The organism is Streptomyces sp. NPDC048417 (genome assembly GCF_040651615.1).
In the GTDB taxonomy this organism is placed as follows: domain Bacteria; phylum Actinomycetota; class Actinomycetes; order Streptomycetales; family Streptomycetaceae; genus Streptomyces.
Map to the genome: position 1 here is coordinate 275,465 of NZ_JBEZKI010000007.1, position 25,927 is coordinate 301,391.

Here is a 25,927-nt window from a genome sequence, read left to right on the forward strand (position 1 = left end):
GCCGCTCCTGCTCAGGGGTTGGGGATGGACTGGACGACGGCGGTGGTCATGTTGGTGATGGGTCCGGCGGCGCCGGTGGAGGCGAGGAAGAACCCGAACATGACGGCGACGAACGCGGCGCCGGCGCTGAGGCTGTTGCTCCGCAGCAGGAAGAACAGGACCAGGCCGAAGAGGAGAACGAGGGAGACGGTCACGGCCATTCGGAGAACTCCCGATCGGTGAGGCGGCGAGGGTGAGGGCGGCGGGTGCCGTCGCGGTGGACGGCGCGGCCGGTGTTGAGCAGCCGGCGGCCGGCGCGCAGCCGGTAGCGGCGGCCGTGGCAGCGCCGGCAGAGCTTGACCTTGCGGCGGGCCTGCCGGACGCCGGTTGCGGAGCACTTCCGGCACGGCGCGAACGGCTTGACCGCACATAACACTGCGTAACCAGCGAGGGTGAGCAGGAGGGCACAGCTAGCGAGAGCCACCAGGGCTCACATCCCTTCCAGGGGCGGTTGCGGGGTGTTTTCGCAGGTGGGCCGCTAGACGCTAGTCACCTGCTCAACGGCCTCATGGGGCGCTAGTACGGCTGCTAGACCTAGCAATCGCGGCTGCTAGGTCTAGCAGTGGCGCTCGGTCAGGCGGCGGCCCGATCGGCGTTACGGCGCGTAATCGCGGCGGTGATGTCGGCTCGCTTGATGCCGCGCCGGTTGGCGCCCTCGCCGTCGTCGGTGGTGCCCCAGACCTGCCCCGGCTTGATGCCCCAGGGCTTGAGCGCGGCGGTGACGTTCTCGCCCTGCCACCCGCCGTAGGTGTCGGGGTCGGCGGCGGCGAGACGGAGCGCGATCCGCTCGCACCACACGGCCTTCTCGTCATCCGCGATGACGTTCAGGGTGTCGGCGAGGATGTCGGAGCCGGCGCCGGTGTTCTCCGGGCCGTTGCCGATGGCGTGGCCGGTGACGTTGCCGTACTGCTCGCGCACGGTCCGGGCGCGGGCGACGATGCGTTCGGCGGCGACCGCGTCCACGAACGCTGAGGCGACGATGCGGGGGTCGTCGCCCTCGCCGGCCATCCAGCAGATGCCCCGGTCGGAGCGGGAGAACATCGTGGCCCGGTACCCCGACTTGTACATCGACGTGCCCAGCACCATGTCGTTGGCGGGCTGGCCCATGACCTTGAGGCAGAACCGGAGCACGGCGTTCGCGCTGATACCGGTGGGCAGGGACTTGGCGTCGGGGCGCTGGGTGCCGAACATGGCCACGATCCCGAGGGCGGGGCCGCGCTTGGTCAGGTCGGTGCAGATCGACTCGATCTCCTTGCCGTACTCCTCGTGCTCGAACGGCACCTGGCACTCGTCGAACCCGACGACGATCGGGTGCAGCCCCAGGCTCTTGTCACTGGCGAGTTCGGGGGTGACCTTGGACTCGGGGCAGCGCGTACGGGGCAGGGACTTGATGACCTTCGCCCGCCGTCGCAGTTCCTCCTTCAGCTCCCGCAGGGCTTGGACGACGTAGAGGATGTCGTCGTCTTCCTCGCCGGCGCGGTAGCGGTGGCAGACCGGTTCGAGGGCGCCGAAGTCACCGGTGCCCTTGAAGTCGAACGCGTGCAGTTCCGCGCGCGGGTCCAGGGCGGCGATGAGCAGGAGCAGCCGCATCAGGAACGTCTTGCCCATGCGCGGGATGGAGCCGACGACGACGGAGGCGAACATGAGGGTGACGGACACGTCGCGCATGCGCTGGTCGTTGCCGAACACGACCGGCCGGAACAGGTCGACCGTGCCCGACTTCGCCAGCGGCCACGCCGGCTTGGTCGTCTCGTTCATCGGCTTGTCGCCCACCCACAGCACCAACCGGCCCTCATGCTGCTCGGGGTCGGGGGCGGGCCACACGCAGCCGGTCTTGCGACGCAGACCGGAGGCGAGCGGCTTGCGGGCTTCCATGATGTCCTCGGGCGTGACGCCGTAGGGAAGGTCCAGGTCGGCGCGGTAGCCGGGCCCGTCCCGGACGATCTCCGAGACGAACCGCAGCCCGTTCATGTCCCCGCCCTTCTTGATGGCGGTCGTAATCTTCGCGTTGCCGATGGAGTCCAGGCCGCGCAGGACGATGGAGCCGGTGAGCTTCTGCACCTCGGTCTTCAGGACCGCAGGCCCGACCACGGGGGCGTCGGGCTGCTGTCCGCCGATGCCGAGCAGCAGCACCCCGCCGGCCGCGAACGCGTACAGGTAGGCGGGCGCGAGGACGTACAGGTAGAGGGCGAATCCGAGTCCGAAGACGGCGGCGACCAGGGTGACCAGGCCGCGCAGCCGGATCCGGCCGGCCCGTAGCCGGGCCAGGCGCATGTACTCCTCGACGTCCTCCGTGCGCACGGCGAACTCGCGCAGGGGGGCGGCTTCGCGGTCCCACATCCACCGGTTGGTGGACGCGATGAACCGGCACGCCCCGCGCGGGGACATGAGGGCGAGGCGTCCGGCATACACCGGGATGCGAACGCCGTGGTAGAGCGCGGCGTAACCGACGTTCGCGCTCGTGTGGCGGGCGGTGGCGAGGAAGTCGCGCCGGTTGGTGAGCCATCCGGCAAGGACCGGCTTACGCTTCTCGATCCTGACCTTCGGGTCCGGCAGTGCCGGGTTGTCGACCGGCAGGGGTGCGGCCGGCATGTCGTCGTCGGGGGTGGTGGCGGGGACGGGGCGCAGGTGCGGGCCCATGGTGCTGTCCGTCATTCTGGGTACTCCCTGCTGCACACAAAGTGGGTGGTGGGTGGCCCGGGGGCGGCCTGTTTCCTTGGCCGGGACGACCGCCCCCGGGGTGTAGCTACTTGCCGTTCTTGCTGGTGCGGGCCTGTGCGGCGCGCTTGCGGGCCTGGTTCTCGATCCGTTCGACCTTGCGCTGCAGGTCGCTCTGATCGATCCGGCCGCCGAACTGGCGGTCATCGGCGAGTCCGCGCTTGGCCATGCGGGCGACCAGCAGGGTCAGGCGGGCCTTTTCGCCGACGGTGAAGCGGAGCTGCTCGTTGCTGCTCACGGTGTCTCCCGTTCCGGGCCGGGCTGTCCGGCTCCCCACGGCCCCGGGACGCGGTGGCCCGGGACCGCGGGGAGCTGTCAGCGCCGGCGGGAGCGGCGGGCGGTGTCGGCGGCGCGCTTGCCGTCCTCGCCGCCGACCGAGCGGACGACGGTGACGACACCCCACGCGCACACCGCCGCGATGAGCGCGAGCAGCGCGAGATTGGCGGCGATGGCGGTCAGGACGCCGACCAGCAGCGGGCCGAAGTAGACGCCGGCCGCCACCGTCCCGGCACCGATCCCGGAGCCGAGCGCGATCCGCTGAACGGTGCGGTCCGGCGGCGCCTGGTGAACGTGCTGGTGGATGACCTGCGGACCGCTGTAGGGCTGCTGCTGGGGAGGGGCGGGGAGGCGGTCGGTGTAGGTGTAGGTGCCGTCGGGGAGCTGGACGACTCGGGGCACGTCAGGCAGCGATTCCATCGCAGGTCCCTTCGGGGTAGGCGCACAGCACGCACATCCCGAGGGAGCGCGGCATGCAGTAGCTGTAGGTGAGCTGGCACTTCGGGCAGGTGCGGCGGGCGAGCATCGCCAGGGCGAGCGCGCCCCACTTGCGGGAGGTCATCGGCCGGACCGGCAGCGCGCGGTCGACGTGGTAGAGGTAGGCGACCCTGGGGGTTCCGGCGCGGCGGTTCATGCGCATGACCTGGGCTGCTACCGGCTGGCCCCCGGGGCGTAGTCCCTGGGCCCGTAACTGGCGGCGGGTGGCGTACCCGTCGGGGGCGAGCTTCCAGGGGAAGGTGGGTATGCCCCACAGGGCGCCGTCGGGGTCGAAGCACTTCCCGTAGACGCCGGACATCAGGCCACCCGCTTCCATGACGCCCTCAGGCGGACCTCGGATGCGGAGTGGCCGGCCGCGCGGAAGCGGGTGGCCATCTCCCGGTACGACAACGGCGGTTGCTCACTCAGCCGGATCCCGTCCACCAGCACATCGAGTGCGTCATCGGTGAGCGCGGGCGCCTGCTCCAACGCCGCAACCCGCTCGGAGGGCCCCCAGACGGGAAGGTTCCACGAGGGTGTGACGTCGGGTGTGACGCGGGCCGTCACGCTGGTCAGGGCGCGTCCGGTGCTCTCGCCCTTGCGGGCCGCTTCCAGCGTCGACCACGCCCCCGCGAGCCTGTCAGCGGTCTTGGCCTGGACGCGTGCGACGCGCGCCCCCGCCTCCGTCACGGCCGTCAACCGCGTCTCCTCCGTGGACGCTTCCGCGCGCAGTCGGGCACGGGCCACGGCCGCGTCGTCGCGGGCTTCCTGCTGAATGCCCCGGATCGTGTCGAGCGCGGCCGGGGTGAGGGCGGTGCGCTCCCACAAGCCGTGGACCAGCCACAGAGCCTTGGCGGCGATCGGCAGCCACGCCACGGCCAGCCACGCCCCCGTCGACTCGTCGGCGGTCAGCGCGTGGGTGACCAGGACACCCGAGGCGACCGCGCCGAAGGACCAGCCGACGGCGGTCACGGCGTTGCTGTGGTCGCCCTGCGCGGCCAGCCTGCGCTCATAGGCGAGGGTGGCCAGCCATCCGCCGTCGATGCCCAACCCGACGACCAGGGCGACGTACCAGGGCACTGCCGTGCCCAGCCACATCATGACCACGGCCAGGGTGAGGACCATGGACACGGCTGTCATGGCGACCGCCGGCAGCACGGTCAGCAGGGTCTTGTTCAGGCGTGTCATGCCGCTTCCTTCCCCTGGGTGGTGCGGGTGCCGGGGCGTCCGGTGCGCCGCCCGGCAGTCGTGGTGTGGCGGGGCGCGAACGCGGCGTTCTGCCAGCCGCCCCCGCCGCGCTTGGCCGTGTACATGGCCTCATCCGCCAGGCGCAGCAGCGCCGACAGCTCCCGTCCGGTGCCGGCGGCGGCGTCGCTGGAGAGCGCGCCACCGACGGACGCACCGACCCTCAGGTCACGTCCGTCGTGCCGGAACGGGGCGGTGATCTCGCCGTGCAGACCGCGCAGCAGCCACGGCAACGCCACCGGATCCGGCAGGACCACGGCGGCGGCGAACTCATCCCCACCCAGCCGGCCCGCGACCGCCCGCCGGTGTCCGGTGAGCGCGTCGGCCAGGCTTCCGGCCGTGGCACGGATCGCAGCATCACCGGCCGCGTGCCCGTGGGTGTCGTTGAGGGCCTTGAACCCGTCCAGGTCGACCAGGACCGCGGCGACGTGCGGATGCCGGGCCAGCAGCCTGCTGGCGCGCTGCTCGAACGCGTCCCGCGTCCACAGCCCCGACAACGGGTCATGGCGCGCGACCGACAGACGGCGGCGCAGCCACAGCCCGTGGACGCCCCAGCCAGCCGCTAACGGACCGGCCGCCGAAGCCATGCTCACCAGCGCTTTCATGCCGCACCCCCGACCGCGAGCACTACGGCGAGCACGAGCAGGGCGCCGCCGGCGCGGGTAAGGTCGACCGCGCGGCGCAGGCAGGTGAACTTGACGACGGCGATGCGGGAGAGTCCGGCGATGTCGGCGGCGAGGTCCGTCGACAGGCTCGCGGTGATCTGTTCGGGGGTCAGGGTCGCCCACAGCGGGAACCCGTGACCGCCGTTCAGGTTCGGCCGCACCGACGTCAGTAGCACGCTTGCGGCACCGATCAGCAGCACCATTCCCAGCACCCCGACCACCACGGCCGGAGGGTTGAGGGGGAGGGCGCTGCCGATGGTCCAGGCGCCGGCCAGGACCGCGCCGACGAACGCGAGTAGCAGTGCGGTCTTGTTGTCGGTCCGCGTGATCTCCGCTTTCACTTCGGCGTGCGCGGCGGTGAGGCTCTGTCCGGCCGGGGCGCTCACGCGGCACCGCCGGGCAGGGTCGCACCGGCCGTGCGGTTGGCGAGTGCCAGCCGTTCGGCGAGCACCCGGCGGCGGGCCCGGCGGATGCGGCGGGTGTCCAGCTCGTTCGGGGTGCGGTCCAGGGTGGTGATCTGCGCGTCCAACAGGTCGACGTCCGCCAGGATCAGCGGCATCTCCCGCTCGATCGCGTCCAGCTCCGCGTCCGTGGGCTCGATCCACGGCTCGAACGCGGTAACGGCGTCCTGAACAGTAACGATGTGTTCCATTGGGTCTGGTTCCTTCCAGAGAGGAACGGCCCGAACAGCGGCCCCGGTGTTCGAGCACCGGGGCCGCGCGCCGTTGAAGTCGGGTGGTCCGGCTCCCCGCGCTCCCGTCCGTCCGATGCGGCACTTCGGCCGGGGCGTACGGGCGGGAGAGGCAGCCGGCCGCAACGTGACGTGCTGCGAGCCGTGATGGACCGTGCATGCTGTCCAGGCGCCGCCGGCCGGTCCGTGACGGTGACGCTCAGGGTCTTCGTCGGTACATCAAGCGTCCTTTCGGCGAGGTCAACAGGGGTGAAGCACTGCAAGGGGGACCGTGTCCCCACTCTCCGGCCGTTGCTCGCGGTCGCCGGGCCACCTCCCCAGTACGGGCCGAAACCCTGTTGCACCTGGGCCTTAGCGGGCGGTCTTGCAGCGTCCTCCGCCCTTGCGCACCGCGAACGGGATGCGATCCCGTGAACTGGTGCGCACCAGAAGGATGGCAACTGGTGCGCACCAGAGTCAAGGTGGTTCGCCGTTTTGATTGGCGACCGCCCCTCGCGGCGCATCTCCAGAAGACCTCTCGTGGCAGGGGTGTCGGTAGCCAACAGGGCTTAACTCCAGGCCTGTTAACCCCTGTTGACCTGCGGCAACGTGAGGCACCATGGAAGAACCAGTGATCGGAACTAACGACGGGCGGTGGCCTGTGAGTTCAGGACTTCGGAGCGCGCGGACTGCACGCGGCTGGTCGCAAGAGCGGCTGGTGCGCGAGATCGAGCAGTACGCCCGACAGAACCTCACCGACGTCGCCTCGACGGCGAGTTTGCGGGTGTACGTGTCCGAGTGGGAGAACGGCAAGCGCGCCATCTCAGACCGGTACGCAGGGATCCTGCGGAAGCTTCTCGGCGCCACCGATGCGGAGCTGAGGGGGGCGGCGACCGTTCAGGCGATGCCGACGGCTGACGGGTACGACGACCTGCTCAGCAGGATCGATTCAGCCAGTACCGTCAGTGAGTCCATGGTGAGCGCATTCAACACACAGACGGAGTTGCTCCGCACCATGGACCGTCAGATGGGGGCTGCCGGTCTTGTGGACCAGATGACCGGTCACCTCGGCGCCCTCGAAGAAGCGCTGAACTTTGCCGTGCTGCCCTCTGCGCGCCGGCCGGTAGCGCTCGCGCTCGCGGGGGCGTCGACTCTTGCCGCGTGGCAGGCCGTCGACTCTGGGGCGGTTGAGCGGGCATGGCGGCATTACGAACTCGCGAAACGGGCCGCGCGCGATGCTGAGGCTCCGATGTATCTCGCGCACGCCATGGGTGAGCAGGCGTACGTGCTTTGCGAGGCTGGACGGCCGGCGTTGGGAGTCGAATTGGTTCGCGACGCGCAGCGCACCCTTGGCGGGGACGGCTCACCCCGGCTCCGGGCGTGGCTCCATGCAACCGAGGCGGAATTGTGTGCGCACGCCGAAATGGTCGACGATTGCCATCGTGCGTTGGAAAAGGCTGCGGAGTGCATCCCTGGAGGAAGCGAAGACCGAGACCCCGACATGCTGAGCATCTTTCTCAACGGCTCACATCTCGCGCGGTGGCAGGGGAATGTTCTTGCCCTGCTCGGGGACTCTGGCGCCGTGACCAGTCTCTATGACGCCTTGAAGGTGATGGACCCCACCTTTGTACGGGCAAGGGCCGGAACCCACGCGGATTTGGCGCAGGCGCATTTGGCGCGAGCCGAGTACGACGACGCTCAGACCCACCTCAGGCAGGCCCGGCTACTGGCGAGCCGCACGGGTTCCGTGCGGCAGCGCCGTCGTGTCGACCTGCTCAGTGAGCGACTGTAGCCCGCTGCTTGCTCCGGGTGGCAAGGATGTGCAGCAGGGCAACAAGGGTGCCCGACCCCATTAGCTCACCGCGTGCCATGAGCCCAGGAATATCGGCCAACGGCACCCATTCGATGTGGCCCGATTCTTCGAGATCTGTCGGGGGGCCGACTTTTTCGGCGCCATGGGCGACGAAGATTTCATGAGGGGAGTCCACCATGCCAACCATTGGTTGGTAGGTGACCACGTGCTCAACGGAATTCGGACGCCACCCCGTCTCTTCGACGACTTCTCGAAGTGCGGTCTCTGAGGGTTCCTCGCCGTCATCGACAATCCCGCCGGGAAGTTCCCAACCGAATTGCTGAGGAACGAACCGATAGCGCCACAGCATGAGTACGCGGTCTTGGGTGTCGATAACGGCCGTAACCGCCACGTGGTGAAGCTTCACTACGTGGTGCTCGAATCGCTCCACACCGGGTGGCTCCACATCCCAGACCTGGAGTTTGACCCATTCATTGTCGTAGACGTCGCGTTCACCGTGGATCTGCCACGGCTCCAGGCCGTTGGGGGCCTTCACGCTCACTGCGCCCGGCACCCGGTACGAACTCCGACCGTGAACCTCCAACGCGCCCTCTGTAACGAGACGCGCAAGGACCTGCCGAAGTGCCGTCCGGCCGATGCTCAGTTCCTCCGTCAGCGTTCGTTCAGAAGGGAACTTGCCGCCGGGGGCGTACCGGCCTGAGGTGAGCCGATCGCGGAGCGTCTCATAGACCTTGGTCGTCTTCGGTCCCATGCGTAGAGCACTCTCCGTCCTGCCGTGGTGCGTACCAGGCCACTGAGTAAATTTACCCGCCAGTGGACTCGTCGCGTGGGCGCTCAGAGCCAAGCTACCTCCGGTCGATTCGTGGACGGTTTTCCATGATCAGGACGACACGTGGACGGGATCGACTCACCCGAACACTGGCCATGGCTAAGGCGCAGGTCAGACGGGGTACAGAGTGGCGATCTTGAGAGGACTGTAAATCTGCCGGCTTCGCCTTCCCAGGTTCGAATCCTGGCGCCGCCACTTTGGGGAAGACCCCCTCCGGACTGTGGAAACGCAGACCGGAGGGGGTCTCTTCGTTGTGTCATGGGCGCGGTCGAGCGGAGGCGTGACGTGTTCCACAGCGGGGGCGAAGTGGCCGCTTCCGAAAGCGTGCGAGAACACGGAGGCGCGTCGGATCGAGGGCGCCTGAGCACACTTGCGTACCCGTGCCGTCGCCGCCCCGTGGAGCCGGCCCTCGTAACCGGCCGGGCCTCGCGGGCGCGCTGTCGGCGCCCGCACCACCGGCATCGGGGACGCTCGGATCAGCCGCCCCTGGACTCCCACGGCCCCCGGTACACGTGCCCCGCGCCGGGGCACACTGGGCACATGTCCTCCCGACGTAGAACCTGTCCGGTGTGCCGCCGTGAAATCGCCGTCGTCGCCGGGCGCTTCGCGCGGCACGACCCGCCCGGGGCGCGGGAGACCGGCGACCTGGTCTCCTGCTCCGGCTCGCGGCGGCAGGCCCAACTCGGGGCGGACCAACCGTCGTTGGACGGCTACGCCGTGCCGGACTTTCCCGGGCAGCTGTCGCTGTTCTGAGGATTCCGCCCGGCCGTCGTCAGCGTCACGAGTCCCAACGGTCGGGACGGTGGGTTCAGTTCCCGGCCACCGACTTCACGGCCACCGTGACCGGCGTCGAACCGCCGATCAGCTCCAGGGTCAGACCGGCCGTCGCCGACGTGTCCACCAACTCCGCGAGTACGGCGGCCACGTCGTCGCGCGTGACCGGACCCCGGCCCGTGTGTGCCTCCAGACGCACCAGGCCCTTGCCCGGCTCGTCCGTCAGCGAACCGGGGCGCAGGATCGTCCAGTCCAGGGAACTCTGCCGGGTGACGTACGCGTCGGCCTCGCCCTTGGCCCGCAGATACACGTCGAAGACCTCGTCGCCCTGGTGCGCCGGGTCCGCGCCCATCGCCGAGACGACCACGAAACGGCGCACGCCCGCGCGTACGGCCGCCTCCACGAACAACACCGCCGCGCCCCTGTCCACCGTCTCCTTGCGGGCCGTGCCGCTGCCCGGCCCCGCGCCCGCCGCGAACACCGCCGCGTCCGCTCCCTGCAGACGCGCCGCGACATCCTCGACCGACGCCGACTCCAGGTCGAGCAGCACCGGTTCGGCACCGGCCGCCCGTAGATCCTCGCCCTGTTCGGCCTTCCGGATGATTCCCGCGACCTCGTCCCCACGCGCGGAGAGCAGCCGCTCCAACCGCAGCGCGATCTGACCATGACCACCAGCGATGACAATGCGCATGTTTCCGACCGTACGCCCGAAGCCCCGCATCCGCTGCACGACTTCATGCGCCCCACGCGCTCGCGCAGGTCCCGAGAAGCGCCCCGCCGGGTTCGAGCCCCAGGCCCCCTCAGGACACCTCGCCCCGCCCCTGGCGAGGCAGGCCCAGCTCCGCTGTCGCCGCCGAGTTGCAGTACTCGCGGACCGCGCTCGTGCGTGCCACCACGCGCCCCCGGTGCACCACGATCCGGCTGTAGGCGAGGGAGAGGGCGCCGGCCAGGTGGTCGCCGCGTACGGCGAGGAGTTCGGCGGGGAAGCCGGCCTCGACGCGGACCTCGGGAAGGCCCATGGCGGCCCGGGAGGAGGCGCTCACGGTGTCGTAGGCGTCCTCGGGGCGCAGGCCGTGGCGGGAGGCGAGGAGGTAGGCCGCCTCCAGGGGGTCGCCCCGGCCGACGGGGTTCGACAGGTCGCGCAGGGCCCCGCTGCCGGCGGCGACCCGAACCCCGGCCGCGCGCAGCAGCCGTGCCGGAGCCGTGCCGCGGCGGTCGACGGAGCCGCAGCCGCCCTGGGGCAGGCACACCACCGTGACGCCGGCCGCGGCGAGCTGGTCCGCGACCCGGGCGGCCGCCTCGGCGGGCAGGCGTGCGAGCCCGGCGCACGGGCCGAGCGTCACGCCGGGGCGCATGCCACCCGCCATCGCCGCGAGCCTCGCAAGCCGGGCCGGGTCTACGGCGTCCGTGTGCAGATCCACCGGGCAGCCGTGCTCGGAGGCCACCTCCAGAACGGCCTCCGCGTAGCCCGTGGGATCGGGGTCCAGGTCGGGGCAGCCGCCGAGCACGGACGCGCCCATCTTCGCGGCGTCCCGCAGTATCGCCAGCCCCTCGGCGCCGGCCACCCCGGTCAGCACGCGCGGCATCGCGACCGCCGTCAGTTCCGCGAGCCCGCGCAGCGAGCGGCGCGCCTGGAGTACGGCGGCAAGGGCGGCCAGCCCCTGGACGTCGCCCACGCGCACGTGCGCGCGCACCGCCGTCGCGCCGTGGCCGAGTTGCAGCAGGGCCGCCTCGGTGGCGCGCCGCTGGACGTCGTCGGGGTCGTACGAGACGGGGCCGCCGCGATCGGCGGAGAGCGCGGTGTCGCCGTGGGCGTGCGGTTCGGCCGGGGCCGGGAGGAGGAGGTAGCCGCTCAGGTCCACACGCGCGCCGCCCGCACGGGCCGGACCCGGAGCCAGGCTGCCGGCCGTACCGACCGCCTCGATGCGCCCGCCGCCCAGCCGTACGTCCACGGTCCGGCCGTCGGTGAGCCGTGCTCCGCACAGCAGGAGCCCGGTCGGCTCGGACTGTCCCGAGGAGCCCGGGGAGTTGGACGACGACGAGGGCGGCTGCGGCTGGCTGTCGGGCATCGCGCTCCAGGAAGGTCGGTCCGGGCGGGGGACTCAAGATCACGCAGAGTGAGTCGAGCCTAGGGTGGCGAGCCGCGTGCGGCGGGGAGGAGCGCAATAGTCGTACCGGCGTCGTCGGACCGGTCGGAAGCGGCCCGGCACCGGTGCGTGAGGGGCGTCGGAAGGGGGCCGCGAGGCTGCCGTGAGCCGGGCGGAAGGGGCCCGGTGGGGCGGCGGGAAACGGATTTGGGTGAACGGCGGCCGAGCGTGTAATGTCTTCATCGCTCGCCCCAATAGCTCAGTCGGCAGAGCGTCTCCATGGTAAGGAGAAGGTCTACGGTTCGATTCCGTATTGGGGCTCTGGTGTGAGAGGTCCCGTCGCGAGGCGGGGCTGATCTCATCAAAGCGGTGTAGCTCAGTCGGTAGAGCAAGCGGCTCATAATCGCTGTGTCACCGGTTCAAGTCCGGTCACCGCTACTGACAGTAGCCGATTGCGGGGTCGGTCCTTCGATCGGCTACTCTTTTTGCGTTGAACCAGTCCATCCGTTCGTCTTAGGAGCACTCACGTGGCTGCCACCGACGTCCGCCCGAAGATCACGCTGGCCTGCGTGGAGTGCAAGGAGCGGAACTACATCACCAAGAAGAACCGGCGTAACAACCCGGACCGTCTTGAGATGAAGAAGCACTGCCCGCGTTGCAACGCGCACACTGCGCACCGCGAAACGCGATAACAACAGGCTCGTTCGTGAGGCCGTCCCCGACTCGGGGGCGGCCTCACGGCGTTTCGGCAGATGGCTTTCCCGCTAGTTTGTGGGACATCACAGCAGACATCAGGAGGTGCCGGGCCAATGGCGCTCGACCAGTCCTTCGTGGGACGGACCTACCCACCCACCGAGCCCTACGAGGTGGGCCGGGAGAAGATCCGTGAGTTCGCCGAGGCGGTCGGCGACACCAACCCCGTGTACTCGGACCCGGAGGCCGCCAAGGCGCTCGGCTACTCCGATGTGATCGCTCCGCCGACCTTTGTCTTCTCGATCACTTTCCGGGCGGCCGGGCAGGTCGTCGAGGACCCGCAGCTGGGCCTGGACTACAGCCGGGTGGTGCACGGCGACCAGAAGTTCGCGTACCGGCGTCCGGTGCGTGCCGGCGACCGGCTGACCGTCGTCTCGACGATCGAGGCCGTCAAGTCCCTCGCGGGCAACGACGTCATCGACATCCGCGGCGACGTCCACGACGAGGCGGGCGAGCTCGTGGTGAGCGCCCTGACCAAGCTGGTGGCCCGCGCTGCGGACGCCGATGAAGGCGAGGCGTGAGGATCCGATGACGTCGAAGATCGCGTACGAGGACGTCGAGGTCGGCACCGAACTGCCCGCCCAGACCTTCCCCGTGACCCGCGCCACGCTGGTGCGGTACGCGGGCGCCTCCGGGGACTTCAACCCCATCCACTGGAACGAGAAGTTCGCCAAGGAGGTGGGGCTGCCGGACGTCATCGCGCACGGCATGTTCACCATGGCCGAGGCGATCCGCGTGGTCACCGACTGGACCGGCGACCCGGGCGCGGTCGCCGAGTACGGCGTGCGCTTCACCCGGCCCGTCGTCGTCCCGAACGACGACCAGGGCGCCCTGATCGAGGTCAGCGGCAAGGTCGCGGCCAAGCTCGACGACAACACCGTGCGCGTCGACCTGACGGCGATGAGCGCCGGGCAGAAGGTGCTGGGTATGTCGCGGGCGGTCGTACGGCTGGGCTGAGCCGCGAGTTCCACGGCTGGTAAGGGGCGCTCGCCATAGCGAGCGCCCCTTACGCGTGTGCGACCCCTACCCATGTAACGGGCCGTGAGGGGAGGGCGTTCCGGGTGTGCGTTCCCGCTCCTTGACTGGTTAGTGATTGAGTACTAACTTAGCCCGCATGGTCAGAATGAGTGCTGAGGAGCGGCGCGAGAGCGTCGTCTGCGCGGCGATCGCCGAGTTCTCGCAGAGGGGCTACTACGGCACCTCCACCGAGGCGATCGCCAAGCGGGTCGGGGTGTCGCAGCCCTATCTCTTCCGGCTCTTCCCGGGCAAGAAGGCGATCTTCGCCGCCGCCTCGCAGCGCTGCATCGACGAGATGCGCGAGCTCTTCGAAAAGGCTGCCGAGGGGTTGCGGGGCGAAGAGGCCCTGCATGCCATGGGTGACGCGTATGTGCGGCTCATCCAGGAGCGCCCGGAGCGGCTCCAGATGCAGATGCAGACGTACATCACGGTCGCGGCCGCCGAGGCGGAGGGCGAGCACGAGTTCGGCGAACTCGTGCGGGCCGGCTGGGGGCGGCTGTGGGACACCGTCCATCTGCTCTCGGGGGCCGACGTCGACCGCACCACGACCTTCCTGGCCAAGGGAATGCTCATCAACACCTATGCGGCCATGGGGTTTCCGCCCGGACACCGGGTCTGGCAGGGGATGTACCCGGACGCCGGGGCCACCGGGCGGCTGGAGGGGTGCAGCGACGAGTGAGGGGGGTTCGTCCTTCCCGATCCGGGCCCTTTCATGGGCACGAAAGTTAGTGACTCATAACTAATCAACTTTTGGAACACGCTCTGGGGGAGCGATGTCACAGCAGAACGCACAGCAGATCGCACGCAAGGGCAGCGCCGTATGGGCGCTCGTCATCACCAGCGTCGCCGGATTCATGGCGGCCCTGGACAACCTCGTCGTCACCACCGCACTGCCCTCCATCCGCAAGGACCTCGGGGGTGCCCTGGACGACCTCGAATGGACCGTGAGCGCCTACACGCTCACGTTCGCCGTCCTGCTGATGTTCGGCGCGGCCCTCGGCGACCGCTTCGGCCGGCGCCGGCTCTTCCTCGCCGGAATCACCGTCTTCACCGTCGCCTCCGCCGCCGCGGCCATGGCGCCCGGCATCGACTCACTGATCGCCGCCCGCGCGGTGCAGGGAGTCGGCGCGGCCGTGATGATGCCGCTGACGCTCACCCTGCTGACGGCGGCCGTGCCCGAGGCCAGGCGGGGGATGGCGTACGGCATCTGGGGCGCCGTCAACGGCCTCGCGGTCGCCTCCGGGCCGCTCATCGGCGGCAGCCTCACCGAACACGTGTCCTGGCACTGGATCTTCTGGCTGAACGTCCCGCTCGGCCTCGCCCTGCTGCCGCTCGCCCGTCTCCGTCTCGCCGAGTCCCACGGCACCGGTGCCCCGCTCGACTTCCCCGGCACCCTGCTCGCCAGCGGCGGTCTCTTCGGGATCGTCTACGGCCTGGTGCGCGGTCCCGCCGACGGCTGGACCGGCTCCCTCGTGCTCACCGGGCTGTTCGCGGGCGGTGCCCTGCTCGTCGGCTTCGTCATCCACGGCAGCCGCGCCAAGAACCCCATGCTGCCGATGCGGCTCTTCCGCTCCCGTGCCTTCTCCGGGATCAACGCGGCCAGCCTGCTGATGTTCCTCGGGATGTTCGGCTCGATCTTCCTGCTCAGCCAGTACATGCAGGGTGTCCTCGGCTACTCGCCCACCGAGGCGGGCCTCAGGATGCTGCCCTGGACCGGCATGCCGATGCTCGTCGCACCGATCGCCGGGATCCTCTCCGACCGGATGGGCGGCCGCCCGGTCGCCGCCGCCGGACTCTTCCTGCAGGCCGCCGGGCTCGGCTACATGGCCTTGGTGGTCACCGCCCACGCCTCGTACGGCGTCCAGCTGCCCGGTCTGATCATCAGCGGTATCGGCATGGCGCTGTACTTCGCCCCCGCCGCCAACCTCGTGATGTCCGCCGTACGCCCGCAGGAACAGGGCATCGCCTCCGGCGCCAACAACGCGCTGCGCGAGGTCGGCGGCGCGCTCGGCATCGCCGTCATGTCGTCCATCTTCGCCGCCCAGGGCGGCTACGAGAGCGCCCAGAGCTTCGTGGACGGGCTGCGGCCCGCCCTGGTCACCGGCTCGGCCGTGGTCGCCCTCGCCGGGATCGCGGCCCTGTTCATCCCCGGCCGGCGACACGCCGCCCGGACGGTGACCGAGGGGGAGCGGGCCCCGGCTCTGGAGACCGTCGGCAGCTGACGGCACGCGCGCGTGGGGCCCCGTCCACCTGAGACGGGGCCCCACGCGCGCGTGCGGCTCAGTGCCGGAGGGAGTGTCGGTGGCGTCTCGTAGTCTTGGGCGCGTGCAGGAACTCCACGACGCCCCCCTCGCCCCCCTCACCACCTTCCGGCTCGGCGGCCCCGCCACCCGGCTGGTCACCGCGACCACCGACGCCGAGGTGATCGCCGCCGTCCGCGAGGCCGACGACAGCGGCACCCCGCTGCTGGTCATCGGCGGCGGCTCGAACCTGGTCATCGGCGACAAGGGCTTCGACGGCACCGCCCTGCGCATCGCCACCACCGGCTTCGACGCACGCGGTACGACGCTGGAGCTGGCGGCAGGCGAGGTCTGGACCGACGCGGTCGCCCGCACCGTAGAGGCGGGCCTCGCGGGCATCGAGTGCCTCGCCGGAATCCCGGGGTCCGCGGGCGCCACGCCGATCCAGAACGTCGGGGCGTACGGCCAGGAGGTCTCCTCGACCATCACCGAGGTCGTCGCCTACGACCGGCGGGCCGGCGAGACGGTGGCGCTGGCCAACGAGGAGTGCGCGTTCTCGTACCGGCACAGCCGGTTCAAGGCCGACCCCGAGCGCTATGTCGTCCTGCGCGTGCGCTTCGGGCTGGAGGACGCCGGCGGGCTGTCGGCGCCGGTGCGGTACGCCGAGGTCGCGCGGGCGCTCGGAGTGGCGCAGGGGGACCGGGAGTCGCTGGCCCACGTACGCGAGGCCGTGCTCGAACTACGCGCCGGGAAGGGGATGGTGCTCGACCCCGAGGACCACGACACCTGGTCGGCGGGGTCCTTCTTCACCAACCCGATCCTCACGGACCAGCAGCTCGCCGACTTCCACGCGCGCGTGCGTGAGCGGCTCGGGGACGGGGCCGAGCCGCCCGCCTACCCGGCAGGCCAGGGGCACACCAAGACCTCGGCGGCCTGGCTGATCGACAAGGCCGGGTTCGGCAAGGGGTACGGCAGCGGGCCGGCCCGGATCTCCACCAAGCACACGCTGGCGCTGACCAACCGGGGCGGGGCCACGACCGAGGATCTGCTGGAGCTGGCGCGTGAGGTGGTCGCCGGAGTTCACAAGGCGTTCGGTGTGACGCTGGTCAACGAGCCGGTGACCGTGGGCGTGAGCCTGTAGCGGTCCTACCGAGGGGCGCGGGGCCCACACGAGGCACAATCCCCGCCCCTTGGGGGTCGGTTCAGTACGCCACCCCCACCCCCTGTTTCACCGTCCCCGCGTCCTCGATCATCGACAGCATGGCGTGGGCCACGTCCGCCCGGGCGACGAAGCGGCCCTTCGGGGGAAAGCCGCCGATCACCGTGCGGTAGGTGCCGGTCAGGGGCTTGTCCTGGAGGCGGGGCGGGCGGACCGATGTCCAGTCGGTGCCGCTGCCGGACAGCTCCGCCTCCATCTCGCGCAGGTCGTCGTAGACCGGCTTGAGGACCTTGCCGACCAGGCCGCGCGCGGTGCGGTCCAGGAGGCCGTCGGCCGGCTCCGGACCCACCGGGGCCGCGCTGACCACCACGAGGCGCCGTACCCCCTCGGCCTGCATCGCGGCCAGGACCGTGCGGGTCAGGCGGGCGGCGACCCCGGCGTCCCCCCGGCCGCGCGGACCCAGGCCGGAGAGGACCGCGTCCCGGCCGGCGACCGCGGGGCGGACCGCCTCGGGGTCGGTGAGGTCCGCGCGGACCACCTCCAGGCCGGGGCCGGTCACCGTCAGCCTGGCGGGGTCGCGGACGACCGCCGTGACCCGGTGACCGGACGCCAGCGCCTGACGGACGATCTCCTGGCCGATCCCGCCGGTCGCGCCGAAGACGGTGAGGTTCATGTCTGCTCCCGTGTGCTCATGCGTGCTCGTGCGCCAAGAGGTGGGTGAGTATTCACTCACCCCTGCTTGTCCCTAGAGTGGGTAAGCACCCACCTACTCGTCAAGGCTCTTCGGGACATCCGTCGCACCCGCAGGAAAGGGCATGTGATCCTTGGGCGTCATGCAGCAGAAACCGGCCCGCGTCCGCATCCTCGACGCCGCTCACGAGCTGATGCGCACCGCCGGGCTCGCCCGCGCCACCACCAAGGAGATCGCCAGGGCGGCCGGCTGCTCCGAGGCGGCGCTCTACAAGTACTTCCCCAGCAAGGAAGAGCTGTTCGTGCACGTCCTGTCCGAACGGCTGCCCCGGCTGATCCCGCTGCTCGGCGAGCTCTCCCACGAACCCGGCCAGGGCTCCCTGGAGGAGAACCTCACCCACATCGCACGCCAGGCCGCCCTCTTCTACGAGGAGAGCTTCCCGATCGCCGCCTCCCTCTACGCCGAGAAGCAGCTCAAACACCGGCTCGACGAGCAGTTGCGGACGATCGGCGCCGGCCCGCATGTGCCGATCCAGGCCCTCGACGCCTATCTGCGCGCCGAACAGGCCGCCGGCCGGATCCGCCAGGGTGCCGACACCTTCGCCGCCGCCTCCCTGCTGCTCGGCGCCTGCGTCCAGCGCGTCTTCGCCTTCGAGGCCACCCCGACCGGCCAACGCCCGCCGGTGGACACGTTCGCCGCCCGGCTCGTCCGCACCCTGCTCGCAGGAATCTCCGTTGCCGAGGAACCCGGCCGCCCGCGACCCTGATGCCATGAGGCACTCCGTATGCGGCTGAGACTCCGCGAGTTCCGGCCCCGCACCGGTCCGCACGAGCACCGCGTCGTCCAGCCCCGGCAGCCCCTGCGCCACACCTCCCTGCGCAGGCCCGCGCCCGTCGGCACACTCATGGGCGACCACGACGGGCTCAGCCGACTCGCCGGGCTGTTCTCGTTCGCCGCCCACTCACCGCACACGATCGTCCATGTGCCACTGCGGGACGGGGTGCCGCCCGACGAGGGGCAGGGACCACTCGTCGATCTCGTCCTGGCCCACGGCTCGCTGGGCCTGCGCGCCTCGCAGTGGCCCGAACTGCGCCGACGGCTGCGGCAGGGCGGCGGCCCGCTCACCGTCCGCACCGACGATGCGCGCACCGCGCGGGACGCCGCCGCCTGGCGCGCACGGCAGCGGTACCACGACCGCCGGGACGAGCTACGGCACACCACCCACGCGAACACGTTCTTCCTCTTCGGCAGCCGGGACGTGTTCGCCGAGGCCGCCATGTCCCTGGCCTACACAGCCGGCTGGGGGCCCCGGCAGAAGCGGGTGGCCGAGGGGCACTCGGCACTGCTGTCGGGGCTGTGGGGGCTGCGACAGCCGCCCGGCGGCGGGCACCCCGTCGAGGTGCTGGTCTGCTTCAAGGCGTACCCGCCGTACACCCACTTCCGAAGGCCCTGACGGAGACCCCGATCAGGACACCGGCGCGGTGAGCCACTCGTCGACGCCCGCCAGCAGTTTCGACTTCACGTCCTCCGGCGCCGCCGAACCCCGTACCGACTGCCGGGCCAGCTCCGCGAGTTCGGCGTCCGTGAAACCGTGGTGCACGCGCGCGATGTCGTACTGGGCGGCCAGGCGGGAGCCGAACAGGAGCGGGTCGTCGGCGCCGAGCGCCATCGGGACGCCCGCCTCGAAGAGGGTGCGCAACGGAACGTCCTCGGGCTTCTCGTAGACGCCCAGCGCCACGTTGGAGGCCGGGCACACCTCGCAGGTGATGCCCCGGTCCGACAGGCGCTTGAGCAGCCTCGGGTCCTCCGCCGCCCGCACGCCGTGCCCGATCCGGGAGGCGTGCAGATCGTCCAGGCAGTCCCGCACCGACGCCGGGCCGGTCAGCTCGCCGCCGTGCGGAGCCGCCAGCAGGCCGCCCTCGCGGGCGATGTGGAACGCCCGGTCGAAGTCCCGCGCCATGCCCCGCCGCTCGTCGTTCGAGAGCCCGAAGCCGACCACACCCCGGTCCGCGTACCGCACGGCCAGCCGCGCGAGCGTGCGCGCGTCCAGAGGGTGCTTCATACGGTTCGCGGCCACCAGGACACGCATCCCGAGGCCCGTCTCCCTGGACGTCGTCTCCACCGCGTCCAGGATGATCTCCAGCGCCGGGATCAGCCCGCCCAGGAGCGGGGCGTACGACGTCGGGTCCACCTGGATCTCCAGCCAGCCCGAGCCGTCCTTGATGTCCTCCTCGGCGGCCTCCCGGACCAGGCGCCGGATGTCCTCGGGCTCTCTAAGACAGGAGCGCGCCGCGTCGTACAGCCGCTGGAAACGGAACCAGCCGCGCTCGTCGGTGGCCCGTAGTCTCGGTGGTTCGCCGCTGGTCAGGGCGTCGGTGAGCGCCTCGGGGAGGCGTACGCCGTACTTGTCGGCCAGCTCCAGGACGGTTGCCGGCCGCATCGAACCGGTGAAGTGCAGATGCAGATGAGCCTTCGGCAGCTCAGAGACATCACGTACGTGCTCCATTCCAGGATCCTGCCGTACGCAGCCGCCGTACCGGTAGCCGATTCCCCGTTAGTGGCCTTGCTCGCACACGTGAACGGGTGCGCGTAAGCGGGCACACGCGGGCGGGCCGCCTCCCCGGAGGGAGACGGCCCGCACGCGCGCGTGTGCGCGCACCTTCGTGGAAGACGTCAGTCCTGGGCTTCCGCCAGCAGCTTCTGCATCCGGCTCACGCCCTCGGCGAGGTCCTCGTCACCGAGCGCGTACGACAGCCGCAGGTAGCCGGGCGTGCCGAAGGCCTCGCCGGGTACCAACGCGACCTCGGCCTCCTCAAGGATCAGCCCGGCCAGCTCCACCGAGGAGGCCGGGCGCTTGCCGCGGATCTCCTTGCCGAGCAGCGCCTTGACCGACGGGTACACGTAGAACGCGCCCTCGGGCTCCGGGCAGACCACGCCGTCGATCTCGTTGAGCATCCGCACGATGGTCCTGCGGCGCCGGTCGAAGGCCTCGCGCATCTTCGCCACGGCCTCCAGGTCGCCGGAGACGGCGGCCAGGGCGGCGACCTGTGCCACGTTGGAGACGTTCGAGGTGGCGTGCGACTGGAGGTTCGTGGCCGCCTTGACGACGTCCTTGGGGCCGATGACCCAGCCGACCCGCCAGCCCGTCATCGCGTACGTCTTGGCGACACCGTTGACGACGACGCACTTGTCGCGCAGCTCGGGCAGGATCGCCGGCAGCGAGGTGAACGTCGCGTCGCCGTAGACGAGGTGCTCGTAGATCTCGTCGGTCAGCACCCACAAGCCGTGCTCGACGGCCCAGCGGCCGATCGCCTCGGTCTCGGCCTCGCTGTAGACCGCGCCGGTGGGGTTGGACGGGGAGACGAAGAGCACGACCTTCGTCCTCTCCGTACGCGCCGCCTCCAGCTGCTCCACGGAGACGCGGTAGCCGGTCGTCTCGTCCGCGACGACCTCCACCGGGACACCGTCGGCGAGACGGATCGACTCCGGGTACGTCGTCCAGTACGGGGCGGGGACGATGACCTCGTCGCCCGGGTCCAGGATCGCGGCGAAGGCCTCGTAGATCGCCTGCTTGCCGCCGTTGGTGACGAGGACCTGGCTCGCGTCCACTTCGTAGCCGGAGTCGCGCAGCGTCTTCGCGGCGATCGCGGCCTTCAGCTCGGGCAGACCGCCGGCCGGCGTGTACCGGTGGTACTTCGGGTTCTTGCAGGCCTCGATCGCGGCGTCGACGATGTAGTCCGGGGTCGGGAAGTCGGGCTCACCGGCGCCGAAGCCGATCACCGGGCGCCCGGCGGCCTTCAGGGCCTTGGCCTTGGCGTCCACGGCGAGGGTGGCGGACTCGGAGATCGCGCCGACTCGGGCGGAGACCCGGCGCTCGGTGGGAGGGGTTGCAGCGCTCATGGGGCCCATCGTTTCAGACCGGAAACCTGTCCGGCACGCCGGTTTCACAGACTGAACAACCACGGGGCCAGACCGTGAACAAGCGTGCGGATCCGGCGCCCGGCCAGGACGATCTTCCGTACGGTCGCTCCGGACTGCCACTTTCTGTTCGACGCGGCGCCGTCGACCACGTACACTCTCTCCTCGTTGGCCTTCAGCAGGCGCGACCGAGCGGGTGCACTCCGAGCACTCGGCCGGATGCGGTACGTTGGGGGACACAGCAAAGGGTCGTAGCTCAATTGGTAGAGCACCGGTCTCCAAAACCGGCGGTTGGGGGTTCAAGTCCCTCCGGCCCTGCTACACACACCGCCAGGATGTGTGCGCATGTACGTACAAGCATTGCACCGCCGTGCGGCTCAGAAACCGGGCGCGGCACGGCCACGACCCGGGATCAGGTGAGGATGAATGACGGACGCCGTGGGCTCCATCGATACGCCTGATGCCCAGGACGAGGTGTCGGAGTCCAAGAAGAAGGCCCGCAAGGGCGGTAAGCGCGCCAAGAAGGGCCCGCTGAAGCGCCTTGCCACCTTCTATCGCCAGATCATCGCGGAGCTCCGCAAGGTCGTCTGGCCGACTCGTAACCAGCTGACGTCGTACACCACCGTGGTGATCTTCTTCGTCGCCATCATGATCGCTCTGGTGACCGTGATTGACTATGGACTCAACCACGCTGCCAAGTACGTCTTCGGCTGAGCACAGAGCGAAGGGCGCCGTGGTACCGGCGCCCCTTTTCGCATGTTCCACCCCTATGTATCCAGGAAGAAGCAGCCATCGTGTCTGACCCGAACCTGAACGACGACGCCACCGAGCCCCGTGGGCAGGCGGCCGAGACGGTCGACGACGAGCTCGACATCGTCGAGGGCGCGGACGAGCAGGACGAGTTCGAGGCTGCCGAGGCCGAACTGGGGGAGCCGGCCGAGGAGACCGCGGTCCACGTCGAGGACGAGGACGAGGATGTCGACGCGGAAGACGCGGAAGGCGCCGACGAGGCTGCCGAGGAAGACGCCGACGAGGCCGAAGAGCTCGAAGAGGCCGCCGAGGAAGAGCCCGCCGAGCCGGTCGACCCCGTCCAGGCGCTCCGCGAGGAACTGCGGCTGCTGCCGGGCGAGTGGTACGTCATCCACACCTACGCCGGCTACGAGAACCGCGTGAAGACCAACCTGGAGCAGCGCGCCGTCTCGCTGAACGTCGAGGACTACATCTTCCAGGCCGAGGTGCCACAGGAAGAGGTCGTCCAGATCAAGAACGGCGACCGCAAGACCATCAAGCAGAACAAGCTGCCCGGTTACGTGCTCGTCCGCATGGACCTGACGAACGAGTCCTGGGGCGTCGTCCGCAACACCCCGGGTGTCACCGGCTTCGTCGGCAACGCCTACGACCCCTACCCGCTGACCCTGGACGAGATCGTCAAGATGCTCGCGCCGGAGGCCGAGGAGAAGGCGGCGCGCGAGGCGGCGGAGGCCGAGGGCAAGCCGGCGCCGCAGCGCAAGGTCGAGGTCCAGGTGCTGGACTTCGAGGTGGGCGACTCGGTGACGGTGACCGACGGTCCGTTCGCCACGCTGCAGGCGACGATCAACGAGATCAACCCCGACTCGAAGAAGGTCAAGGGTCTCGTCGAGATCTTCGGGCGCGAGACGCCCGTCGAGCTTTCGTTCGACCAGATTCAGAAGAACTGAGTCGGTAGTTCGTTCGCCGCGGGTGCGTGGGGACTGGTCGCAACAGTTCTCCGCGCTCCCGGTGGGACGGGTCAGGGTCGGCTCCGAGGTGAGCCCCCTGACCTCTTCGTTTTTGGCCGCGCATCTATACCCGTTATCGTTGTGCGGTATGCCTGCGTTCGGGCTGGTCCCCTCGCGCAGGCAGGACCCGAAATGAAAGGACCCGGAGAGCTATGCCTCCCAAGAAGAAGAAGGTCACGGGGCTCATCAAGCTCCAGATCAACGCCGGTGCGGCGAACCCGGCCCCGCCGGTCGGCCCCGCGCTCGGTCAGCACGGTGTCAACATCATGGAGTTCTGCAAGGCCTACAACGCCGCGACCGAGTCGCAGCGCGGTTGGGTCATCCCGGTGGAGATCACGGTCTACGAGGACCGTTCCTTCACCTTCGTCACCAAGACCCCGCCGGCCGCGAAGATGATCCTCAAGGCCGCTGGTGTCGAGAAGGGCTCCGGCGAGCCGCACAAGACCAAGGTCGCCAAGATCACCGAGGCGCAGGTCCGCGAGATCGCCCAGACCAAGCTGCCCGACCTCAACGCCAACGACCTGGACGCCGCGTCGAAGATCATCGCCGGCACCGCCCGTTCCATGGGCATCACGGTCGAGGGCTGAACCCCACCTTCGTAGAACCACCGTGGTAGGGCCTGCTCGGCCCGTACACCACGACTCCTTCAGAACCCACAGGAGCAAGTTGTGAGCAAGCGCAGCAAGGCCCTTCGCGCTGCGGACGAGAAGATCGACCGGGAGAAGCTGTACGCCCCGCTCGAGGCCGTCCGTCTCGCCAAGGAGACCTCCACGACCAAGTTCGACGGCACCGTCGAGGTCGCCTTCCGCCTGGGTGTCGACCCGCGCAAGGCCGACCAGATGGTCCGTGGCACCGTGAACCTCCCGCACGGCACCGGTAAGACCGCCCGGGTCCTGGTCTTCGCGACCGGTGACCGTGCCGAGGCCGCGCGTGCCGCGGGCGCCGACATCGTCGGCTCCGACGAGCTGATCGACGAGGTGGCGAAGGGCCGTCTGGACTTCGACGCCGTCGTCGCCACCCCGGACCTCATGGGCAAGGTCGGCCGCCTCGGCCGCGTCCTCGGCCCGCGTGGTCTGATGCCGAACCCGAAGACCGGCACCGTGACCCCGGACACCGCCAAGGCTGTGACCGAGATCAAGGGCGGCAAGATCGAGTTCCGCGTCGACAAGCACTCGAACCTGCACTTCATCATCGGCAAGACGTCCTTCGAGGACGACAAGCTGGTGGAGAACTACGGCGCCGCGCTGGAGGAGATCCTCCGTCTGAAGCCGTCCGCCGCCAAGGGCCGCTACATCAAGAAGGCCGCGGTCAGCACCACCATGGGCCCCGGCGTCCCGGTCGACCCGAACCGCACCCGCAACCTCCTCACCGAGGAGGACCCGGCCGCCGTCTGAGCCCCGCGCTCGGTCCGGCAGCCGCGTCAGGGACGCGTCAGCGACAGGACGGGCCCCGCAATCCGAGAGGGTTGCGGGGCCCGTCCCGTTTTCCGGCGCGGGCCCGCCCCGTCCGCCGTGCTCTCGGACGCGGGGCCCGTCCGGTCTCCGGGCGCGGGGCCCACCCTGCTTTCCGCGTGGGCCGGCACCTTGACCGACTCCGGTCCTGGGCACGGAGCCCACCCGCTTTCCGCGAACGTCGGCCCCGCCCTTGACCGACTTCGGCCACGGCTGTCAGTGGCCTGGGTTAGCGTCGGGGGTGCGGGACTCGTAGGGGGGTGGGCCGAGATGACGAGGTCGGGTGTGCGCCGGGCGGCCCTGGCGTTCGCGGTGACGACCGCGCTTACCGGGGCGGCCGCCTGTACCTCCTCGGCAGCCCCGGACACCGAGGGCGGCACTGCCCACCAGGCCCGCGCCATGACCGCCCTCCGCTCCGCCGAGCGGTCCACGCACCAGGCCCGGTCGGTGCGCGTCCGCTCCACCACGGCGCTGGGCTCCCTGATGTCCACCAAGGCCGAGGGCACCCTCGGCTGGACGGACGGCCTCACCGGCATGCTCACCATCACCTACACCGGCGGCAGCACCGCCGACCTGATGCGCAGCCTCGACTCCACGTCCCTGGAGACCCGCTACCTCCGGGACGCCTACTACGCCAAGGTCGGCCCCGCCTTCGCCCGGCAGCTGGGCGGCAAGCACTGGATCAAGTACCCGTACGACTACCTCGCCACCCTGGGCGGCGGCTCGGGCGCGATGATGACCGACCTGATGCGCAACACCACGCCCAACCAGTCGGTACGGCTGCTGCTCGCCTCCGGGGACGTGCGCAGGACAGGCGAGGAGCGGGTCTCCGGCGTGCACACCACTCACTACTCGGGCACGGTGAGCGTCTCCGACCTGAGCGGCGAGAGCGAGCTGCGCGACCAGCTCACCCAGGCCGGCGTCGGCACCGAGACCGTCGATGTCTGGGTCGACGACCAGGACCTGCTGGTCAAGAAGGTCGAGAAGGCCGCCACGGCGAACGGCGCGATGACCCAGACCGCGTACTACAGCGACTACGGGGTGCGGGTCACCGCCGAGCAGCCCCCGGCCGGCGACACCGAGGACTTCAGGACGCTGCTGAAGAAACAGGGCGGCACCGTCTCCTGAGTGCCGAGGAAGCACCAAGGCGCCGAGGAGCGTCCAGGGCCGCCCAGGGCCGTCCAGGGCCGTCCAGGGCCGCCCAGGAGTGCCGTGCGGACCCGATTTGCTTGACAGTGCACCAGTCCCGTACGCTCCTCACGAAGCCAAAGACCGCTGGTCGTTGCCGTGTGCTCGTAAGAGTGTGCGGTGACCGAAGGATCCGCTGAACCGCGGACGACCCGCGCAG

Annotated in this window: 31 protein-coding genes and 3 tRNA genes; 18 read left to right on the top strand and 16 right to left on the bottom strand. The window is 70.2% G+C overall.

Translation table 11 applies throughout. From position 1 onward, the window contains the following. Window positions 1–11: 11 nt before the first annotated feature. From AB0D59_RS13955 to AB0D59_RS14000, 10 genes are all read right to left on the bottom strand, one after another. Window positions 12–200 (bottom strand): hypothetical protein, encoded by a 189-nt coding sequence (locus AB0D59_RS13955; RefSeq protein ID WP_362564555.1) that lies wholly within the window; start codon window positions 198–200, stop codon window positions 12–14. After that, a complete protein-coding gene (locus AB0D59_RS13960; RefSeq protein ID WP_362564557.1) occupies window positions 191–463 on the bottom strand; it encodes a hypothetical protein in 273 nt (90 codons plus the stop codon). The genes AB0D59_RS13955 and AB0D59_RS13960 overlap by 10 nt, the downstream gene beginning before the upstream one ends. A 149-nt stretch (window positions 464–612) precedes the next feature. Next, window positions 613–2,694, bottom strand: a complete 2,082-nt coding sequence (locus AB0D59_RS13965; RefSeq protein WP_362564558.1) for a cell division protein FtsK — start codon at window positions 2,692–2,694, stop codon at window positions 613–615. 91 nt (window positions 2,695–2,785) lie between these two features. Continuing rightward, window positions 2,786–2,995, bottom strand: a complete 210-nt coding sequence (locus AB0D59_RS13970) for a DUF6257 family protein (RefSeq protein ID WP_362564560.1) — start codon at window positions 2,993–2,995, stop codon at window positions 2,786–2,788. A 77-nt stretch (window positions 2,996–3,072) separates the two neighbouring features. Next, window positions 3,073–3,453 carry a DUF6251 family protein gene (locus AB0D59_RS13975; RefSeq protein ID WP_362564562.1) on the bottom strand — a complete coding sequence of 127 codons (381 nt, stop codon included), beginning with the start codon at window positions 3,451–3,453 and terminating at the stop codon, window positions 3,073–3,075. Next, the gene (locus tag AB0D59_RS13980; protein WP_362564564.1) at window positions 3,437–3,829 is read right to left on the bottom strand and encodes an RRQRL motif-containing zinc-binding protein; all 393 of its coding nucleotides are present in this window, start codon (window positions 3,827–3,829) and stop codon (window positions 3,437–3,439) included. Before AB0D59_RS13980 ends, AB0D59_RS13975 begins: the two co-directional genes overlap by 17 nt. Then, a complete protein-coding gene (locus tag AB0D59_RS13985) occupies window positions 3,829–4,698 on the bottom strand; it encodes a protein spdB (protein WP_362564565.1) in 870 nt (289 codons plus the stop codon). The genes AB0D59_RS13980 and AB0D59_RS13985 overlap by 1 nt, the downstream gene beginning before the upstream one ends. Next, window positions 4,695–5,342: a GGDEF domain-containing protein gene (locus AB0D59_RS13990; RefSeq protein ID WP_362564673.1), complete on the bottom strand. Its 648-nt coding sequence runs from the start codon at window positions 5,340–5,342 to the stop codon at window positions 4,695–4,697. Before AB0D59_RS13990 ends, AB0D59_RS13985 begins: the two co-directional genes overlap by 4 nt. Before the next feature lie 14 nt (window positions 5,343–5,356). After that, on the bottom strand, window positions 5,357–5,806 hold the full coding sequence (locus AB0D59_RS13995) for a Pycsar system effector family protein (protein WP_362564567.1): 450 nt from the start codon (window positions 5,804–5,806) through the stop codon (window positions 5,357–5,359). Further along, window positions 5,803–6,072 (bottom strand): DUF6284 family protein, encoded by a 270-nt coding sequence (locus AB0D59_RS14000; RefSeq protein ID WP_362564569.1) that lies wholly within the window; start codon window positions 6,070–6,072, stop codon window positions 5,803–5,805. Before AB0D59_RS14000 ends, AB0D59_RS13995 begins: the two co-directional genes overlap by 4 nt. A gap of 802 nt (window positions 6,073–6,874) precedes the next feature. On the opposite strand from AB0D59_RS14000, the gene AB0D59_RS14005 reads away from it, so the two are divergent. Next, entirely contained in the window at window positions 6,875–7,882 is a 1,008-nt protein-coding gene (locus AB0D59_RS14005; protein WP_362564675.1) for an XRE family transcriptional regulator, read from the top strand. Here the strand turns inward: AB0D59_RS14005 and AB0D59_RS14010 are convergent. Continuing rightward, a complete protein-coding gene (locus tag AB0D59_RS14010; RefSeq protein WP_362564571.1) occupies window positions 7,866–8,654 on the bottom strand; it encodes an NUDIX domain-containing protein in 789 nt (262 codons plus the stop codon). The genes AB0D59_RS14005 and AB0D59_RS14010 overlap by 17 nt on opposite strands. 618 nt (window positions 8,655–9,272) lie before the next feature. Here AB0D59_RS14010 and AB0D59_RS14015 point away from each other — a divergent pair. Further along, window positions 9,273–9,485: a hypothetical protein gene (locus AB0D59_RS14015; RefSeq protein ID WP_362564573.1), complete on the top strand. Its 213-nt coding sequence runs from the start codon at window positions 9,273–9,275 to the stop codon at window positions 9,483–9,485. Window positions 9,486–9,540: 55 nt separating this feature from the next. Here AB0D59_RS14015 and AB0D59_RS14020 read toward each other — a convergent pair whose 3' ends face one another. Next, entirely contained in the window at window positions 9,541–10,197 is a 657-nt protein-coding gene (locus tag AB0D59_RS14020) for an SDR family oxidoreductase (RefSeq protein ID WP_362564575.1), read from the bottom strand. 109 nt (window positions 10,198–10,306) lie between these two features. Then, window positions 10,307–11,575, bottom strand: a complete 1,269-nt coding sequence (locus tag AB0D59_RS14025) for a hydrolase (RefSeq protein ID WP_362564577.1) — start codon at window positions 11,573–11,575, stop codon at window positions 10,307–10,309. A gap of 266 nt (window positions 11,576–11,841) precedes the next feature. Between AB0D59_RS14025 and AB0D59_RS14030 the strand changes: the two genes are divergently transcribed. From AB0D59_RS14030 to AB0D59_RS14065, 8 genes are all read left to right on the top strand, one after another. Then, window positions 11,842–11,914: transfer RNA gene (locus AB0D59_RS14030), tRNA-Thr, on the top strand. A 44-nt stretch (window positions 11,915–11,958) separates the two neighbouring features. Next, window positions 11,959–12,031, top strand: a tRNA-Met gene (locus AB0D59_RS14035). An 89-nt stretch (window positions 12,032–12,120) separates the two neighbouring features. Further along, window positions 12,121–12,285 (top strand): 50S ribosomal protein L33, encoded by a 165-nt coding sequence (rpmG, locus tag AB0D59_RS14040; RefSeq protein WP_003948671.1) that lies wholly within the window; start codon window positions 12,121–12,123, stop codon window positions 12,283–12,285. 117 nt (window positions 12,286–12,402) lie between these two features. Then, a complete protein-coding gene (locus AB0D59_RS14045) occupies window positions 12,403–12,867 on the top strand; it encodes a MaoC family dehydratase N-terminal domain-containing protein (protein ID WP_362564579.1) in 465 nt (154 codons plus the stop codon). A 7-nt stretch (window positions 12,868–12,874) separates the two neighbouring features. Beyond that, window positions 12,875–13,303, top strand: coding sequence for a MaoC family dehydratase (locus AB0D59_RS14050; RefSeq protein WP_362564580.1), 429 nt, complete (start codon window positions 12,875–12,877; stop codon window positions 13,301–13,303). A gap of 157 nt (window positions 13,304–13,460) precedes the next feature. After that, window positions 13,461–14,042 carry a TetR/AcrR family transcriptional regulator gene (locus AB0D59_RS14055; RefSeq protein WP_362564582.1) on the top strand — a complete coding sequence of 194 codons (582 nt, stop codon included), beginning with the start codon at window positions 13,461–13,463 and terminating at the stop codon, window positions 14,040–14,042. A gap of 94 nt (window positions 14,043–14,136) precedes the next feature. Further along, window positions 14,137–15,585: an MFS transporter gene (locus tag AB0D59_RS14060; RefSeq protein ID WP_362564583.1), complete on the top strand. Its 1,449-nt coding sequence runs from the start codon at window positions 14,137–14,139 to the stop codon at window positions 15,583–15,585. 103 nt (window positions 15,586–15,688) lie between these two features. Next, window positions 15,689–16,744, top strand: coding sequence for a UDP-N-acetylmuramate dehydrogenase (locus AB0D59_RS14065; protein ID WP_362564585.1), 1,056 nt, complete (start codon window positions 15,689–15,691; stop codon window positions 16,742–16,744). A gap of 61 nt (window positions 16,745–16,805) precedes the next feature. Here AB0D59_RS14065 and AB0D59_RS14070 read toward each other — a convergent pair whose 3' ends face one another. Next, entirely contained in the window at window positions 16,806–17,435 is a 630-nt protein-coding gene (locus AB0D59_RS14070; protein ID WP_362564587.1) for an SDR family oxidoreductase, read from the bottom strand. Window positions 17,436–17,595: 160 nt separating this feature from the next. Between AB0D59_RS14070 and AB0D59_RS14075 the strand changes: the two genes are divergently transcribed. Together AB0D59_RS14075 and AB0D59_RS14080 are read left to right on the top strand one after the other, a co-directional pair. Next, window positions 17,596–18,219, top strand: a complete 624-nt coding sequence (locus tag AB0D59_RS14075; protein ID WP_362564589.1) for a TetR/AcrR family transcriptional regulator — start codon at window positions 17,596–17,598, stop codon at window positions 18,217–18,219. Between the two features lie 18 nt (window positions 18,220–18,237). Next, window positions 18,238–18,906, top strand: a complete 669-nt coding sequence (locus AB0D59_RS14080) for a hypothetical protein (RefSeq protein ID WP_362564591.1) — start codon at window positions 18,238–18,240, stop codon at window positions 18,904–18,906. Between the two features lie 12 nt (window positions 18,907–18,918). Here AB0D59_RS14080 and AB0D59_RS14085 read toward each other — a convergent pair whose 3' ends face one another. Then, window positions 18,919–19,959 (bottom strand): adenosine deaminase, encoded by a 1,041-nt coding sequence (locus AB0D59_RS14085; RefSeq protein ID WP_362564593.1) that lies wholly within the window; start codon window positions 19,957–19,959, stop codon window positions 18,919–18,921. A 167-nt stretch (window positions 19,960–20,126) separates the two neighbouring features. Beyond that, window positions 20,127–21,353, bottom strand: coding sequence for a pyridoxal phosphate-dependent aminotransferase (locus tag AB0D59_RS14090; protein WP_362564594.1), 1,227 nt, complete (start codon window positions 21,351–21,353; stop codon window positions 20,127–20,129). A 263-nt stretch (window positions 21,354–21,616) separates the two neighbouring features. On the opposite strand from AB0D59_RS14090, the gene AB0D59_RS14095 reads away from it, so the two are divergent. From AB0D59_RS14095 to AB0D59_RS14120, 6 genes are all read left to right on the top strand, one after another. Next, window positions 21,617–21,689 (top strand) — tRNA-Trp (locus tag AB0D59_RS14095). A gap of 108 nt (window positions 21,690–21,797) precedes the next feature. Then, window positions 21,798–22,085: a preprotein translocase subunit SecE gene (gene secE, locus AB0D59_RS14100; protein ID WP_071385039.1), complete on the top strand. Its 288-nt coding sequence runs from the start codon at window positions 21,798–21,800 to the stop codon at window positions 22,083–22,085. A gap of 80 nt (window positions 22,086–22,165) precedes the next feature. After that, a complete protein-coding gene (gene nusG / locus AB0D59_RS14105) occupies window positions 22,166–23,068 on the top strand; it encodes a transcription termination/antitermination protein NusG (RefSeq protein WP_362564597.1) in 903 nt (300 codons plus the stop codon). Window positions 23,069–23,280: 212 nt separating this feature from the next. After that, the gene (rplK, locus tag AB0D59_RS14110) at window positions 23,281–23,715 is read left to right on the top strand and encodes a 50S ribosomal protein L11 (RefSeq protein ID WP_037858373.1); all 435 of its coding nucleotides are present in this window, start codon (window positions 23,281–23,283) and stop codon (window positions 23,713–23,715) included. Window positions 23,716–23,796: 81 nt separating this feature from the next. Further along, window positions 23,797–24,522 carry a 50S ribosomal protein L1 gene (gene rplA / locus AB0D59_RS14115; RefSeq protein ID WP_362564599.1) on the top strand — a complete coding sequence of 242 codons (726 nt, stop codon included), beginning with the start codon at window positions 23,797–23,799 and terminating at the stop codon, window positions 24,520–24,522. 327 nt (window positions 24,523–24,849) lie between these two features. Beyond that, window positions 24,850–25,707: a hypothetical protein gene (locus AB0D59_RS14120; RefSeq protein WP_362564601.1), complete on the top strand. Its 858-nt coding sequence runs from the start codon at window positions 24,850–24,852 to the stop codon at window positions 25,705–25,707. The last annotated feature ends 220 nt before the right edge of the window (window positions 25,708–25,927 follow it).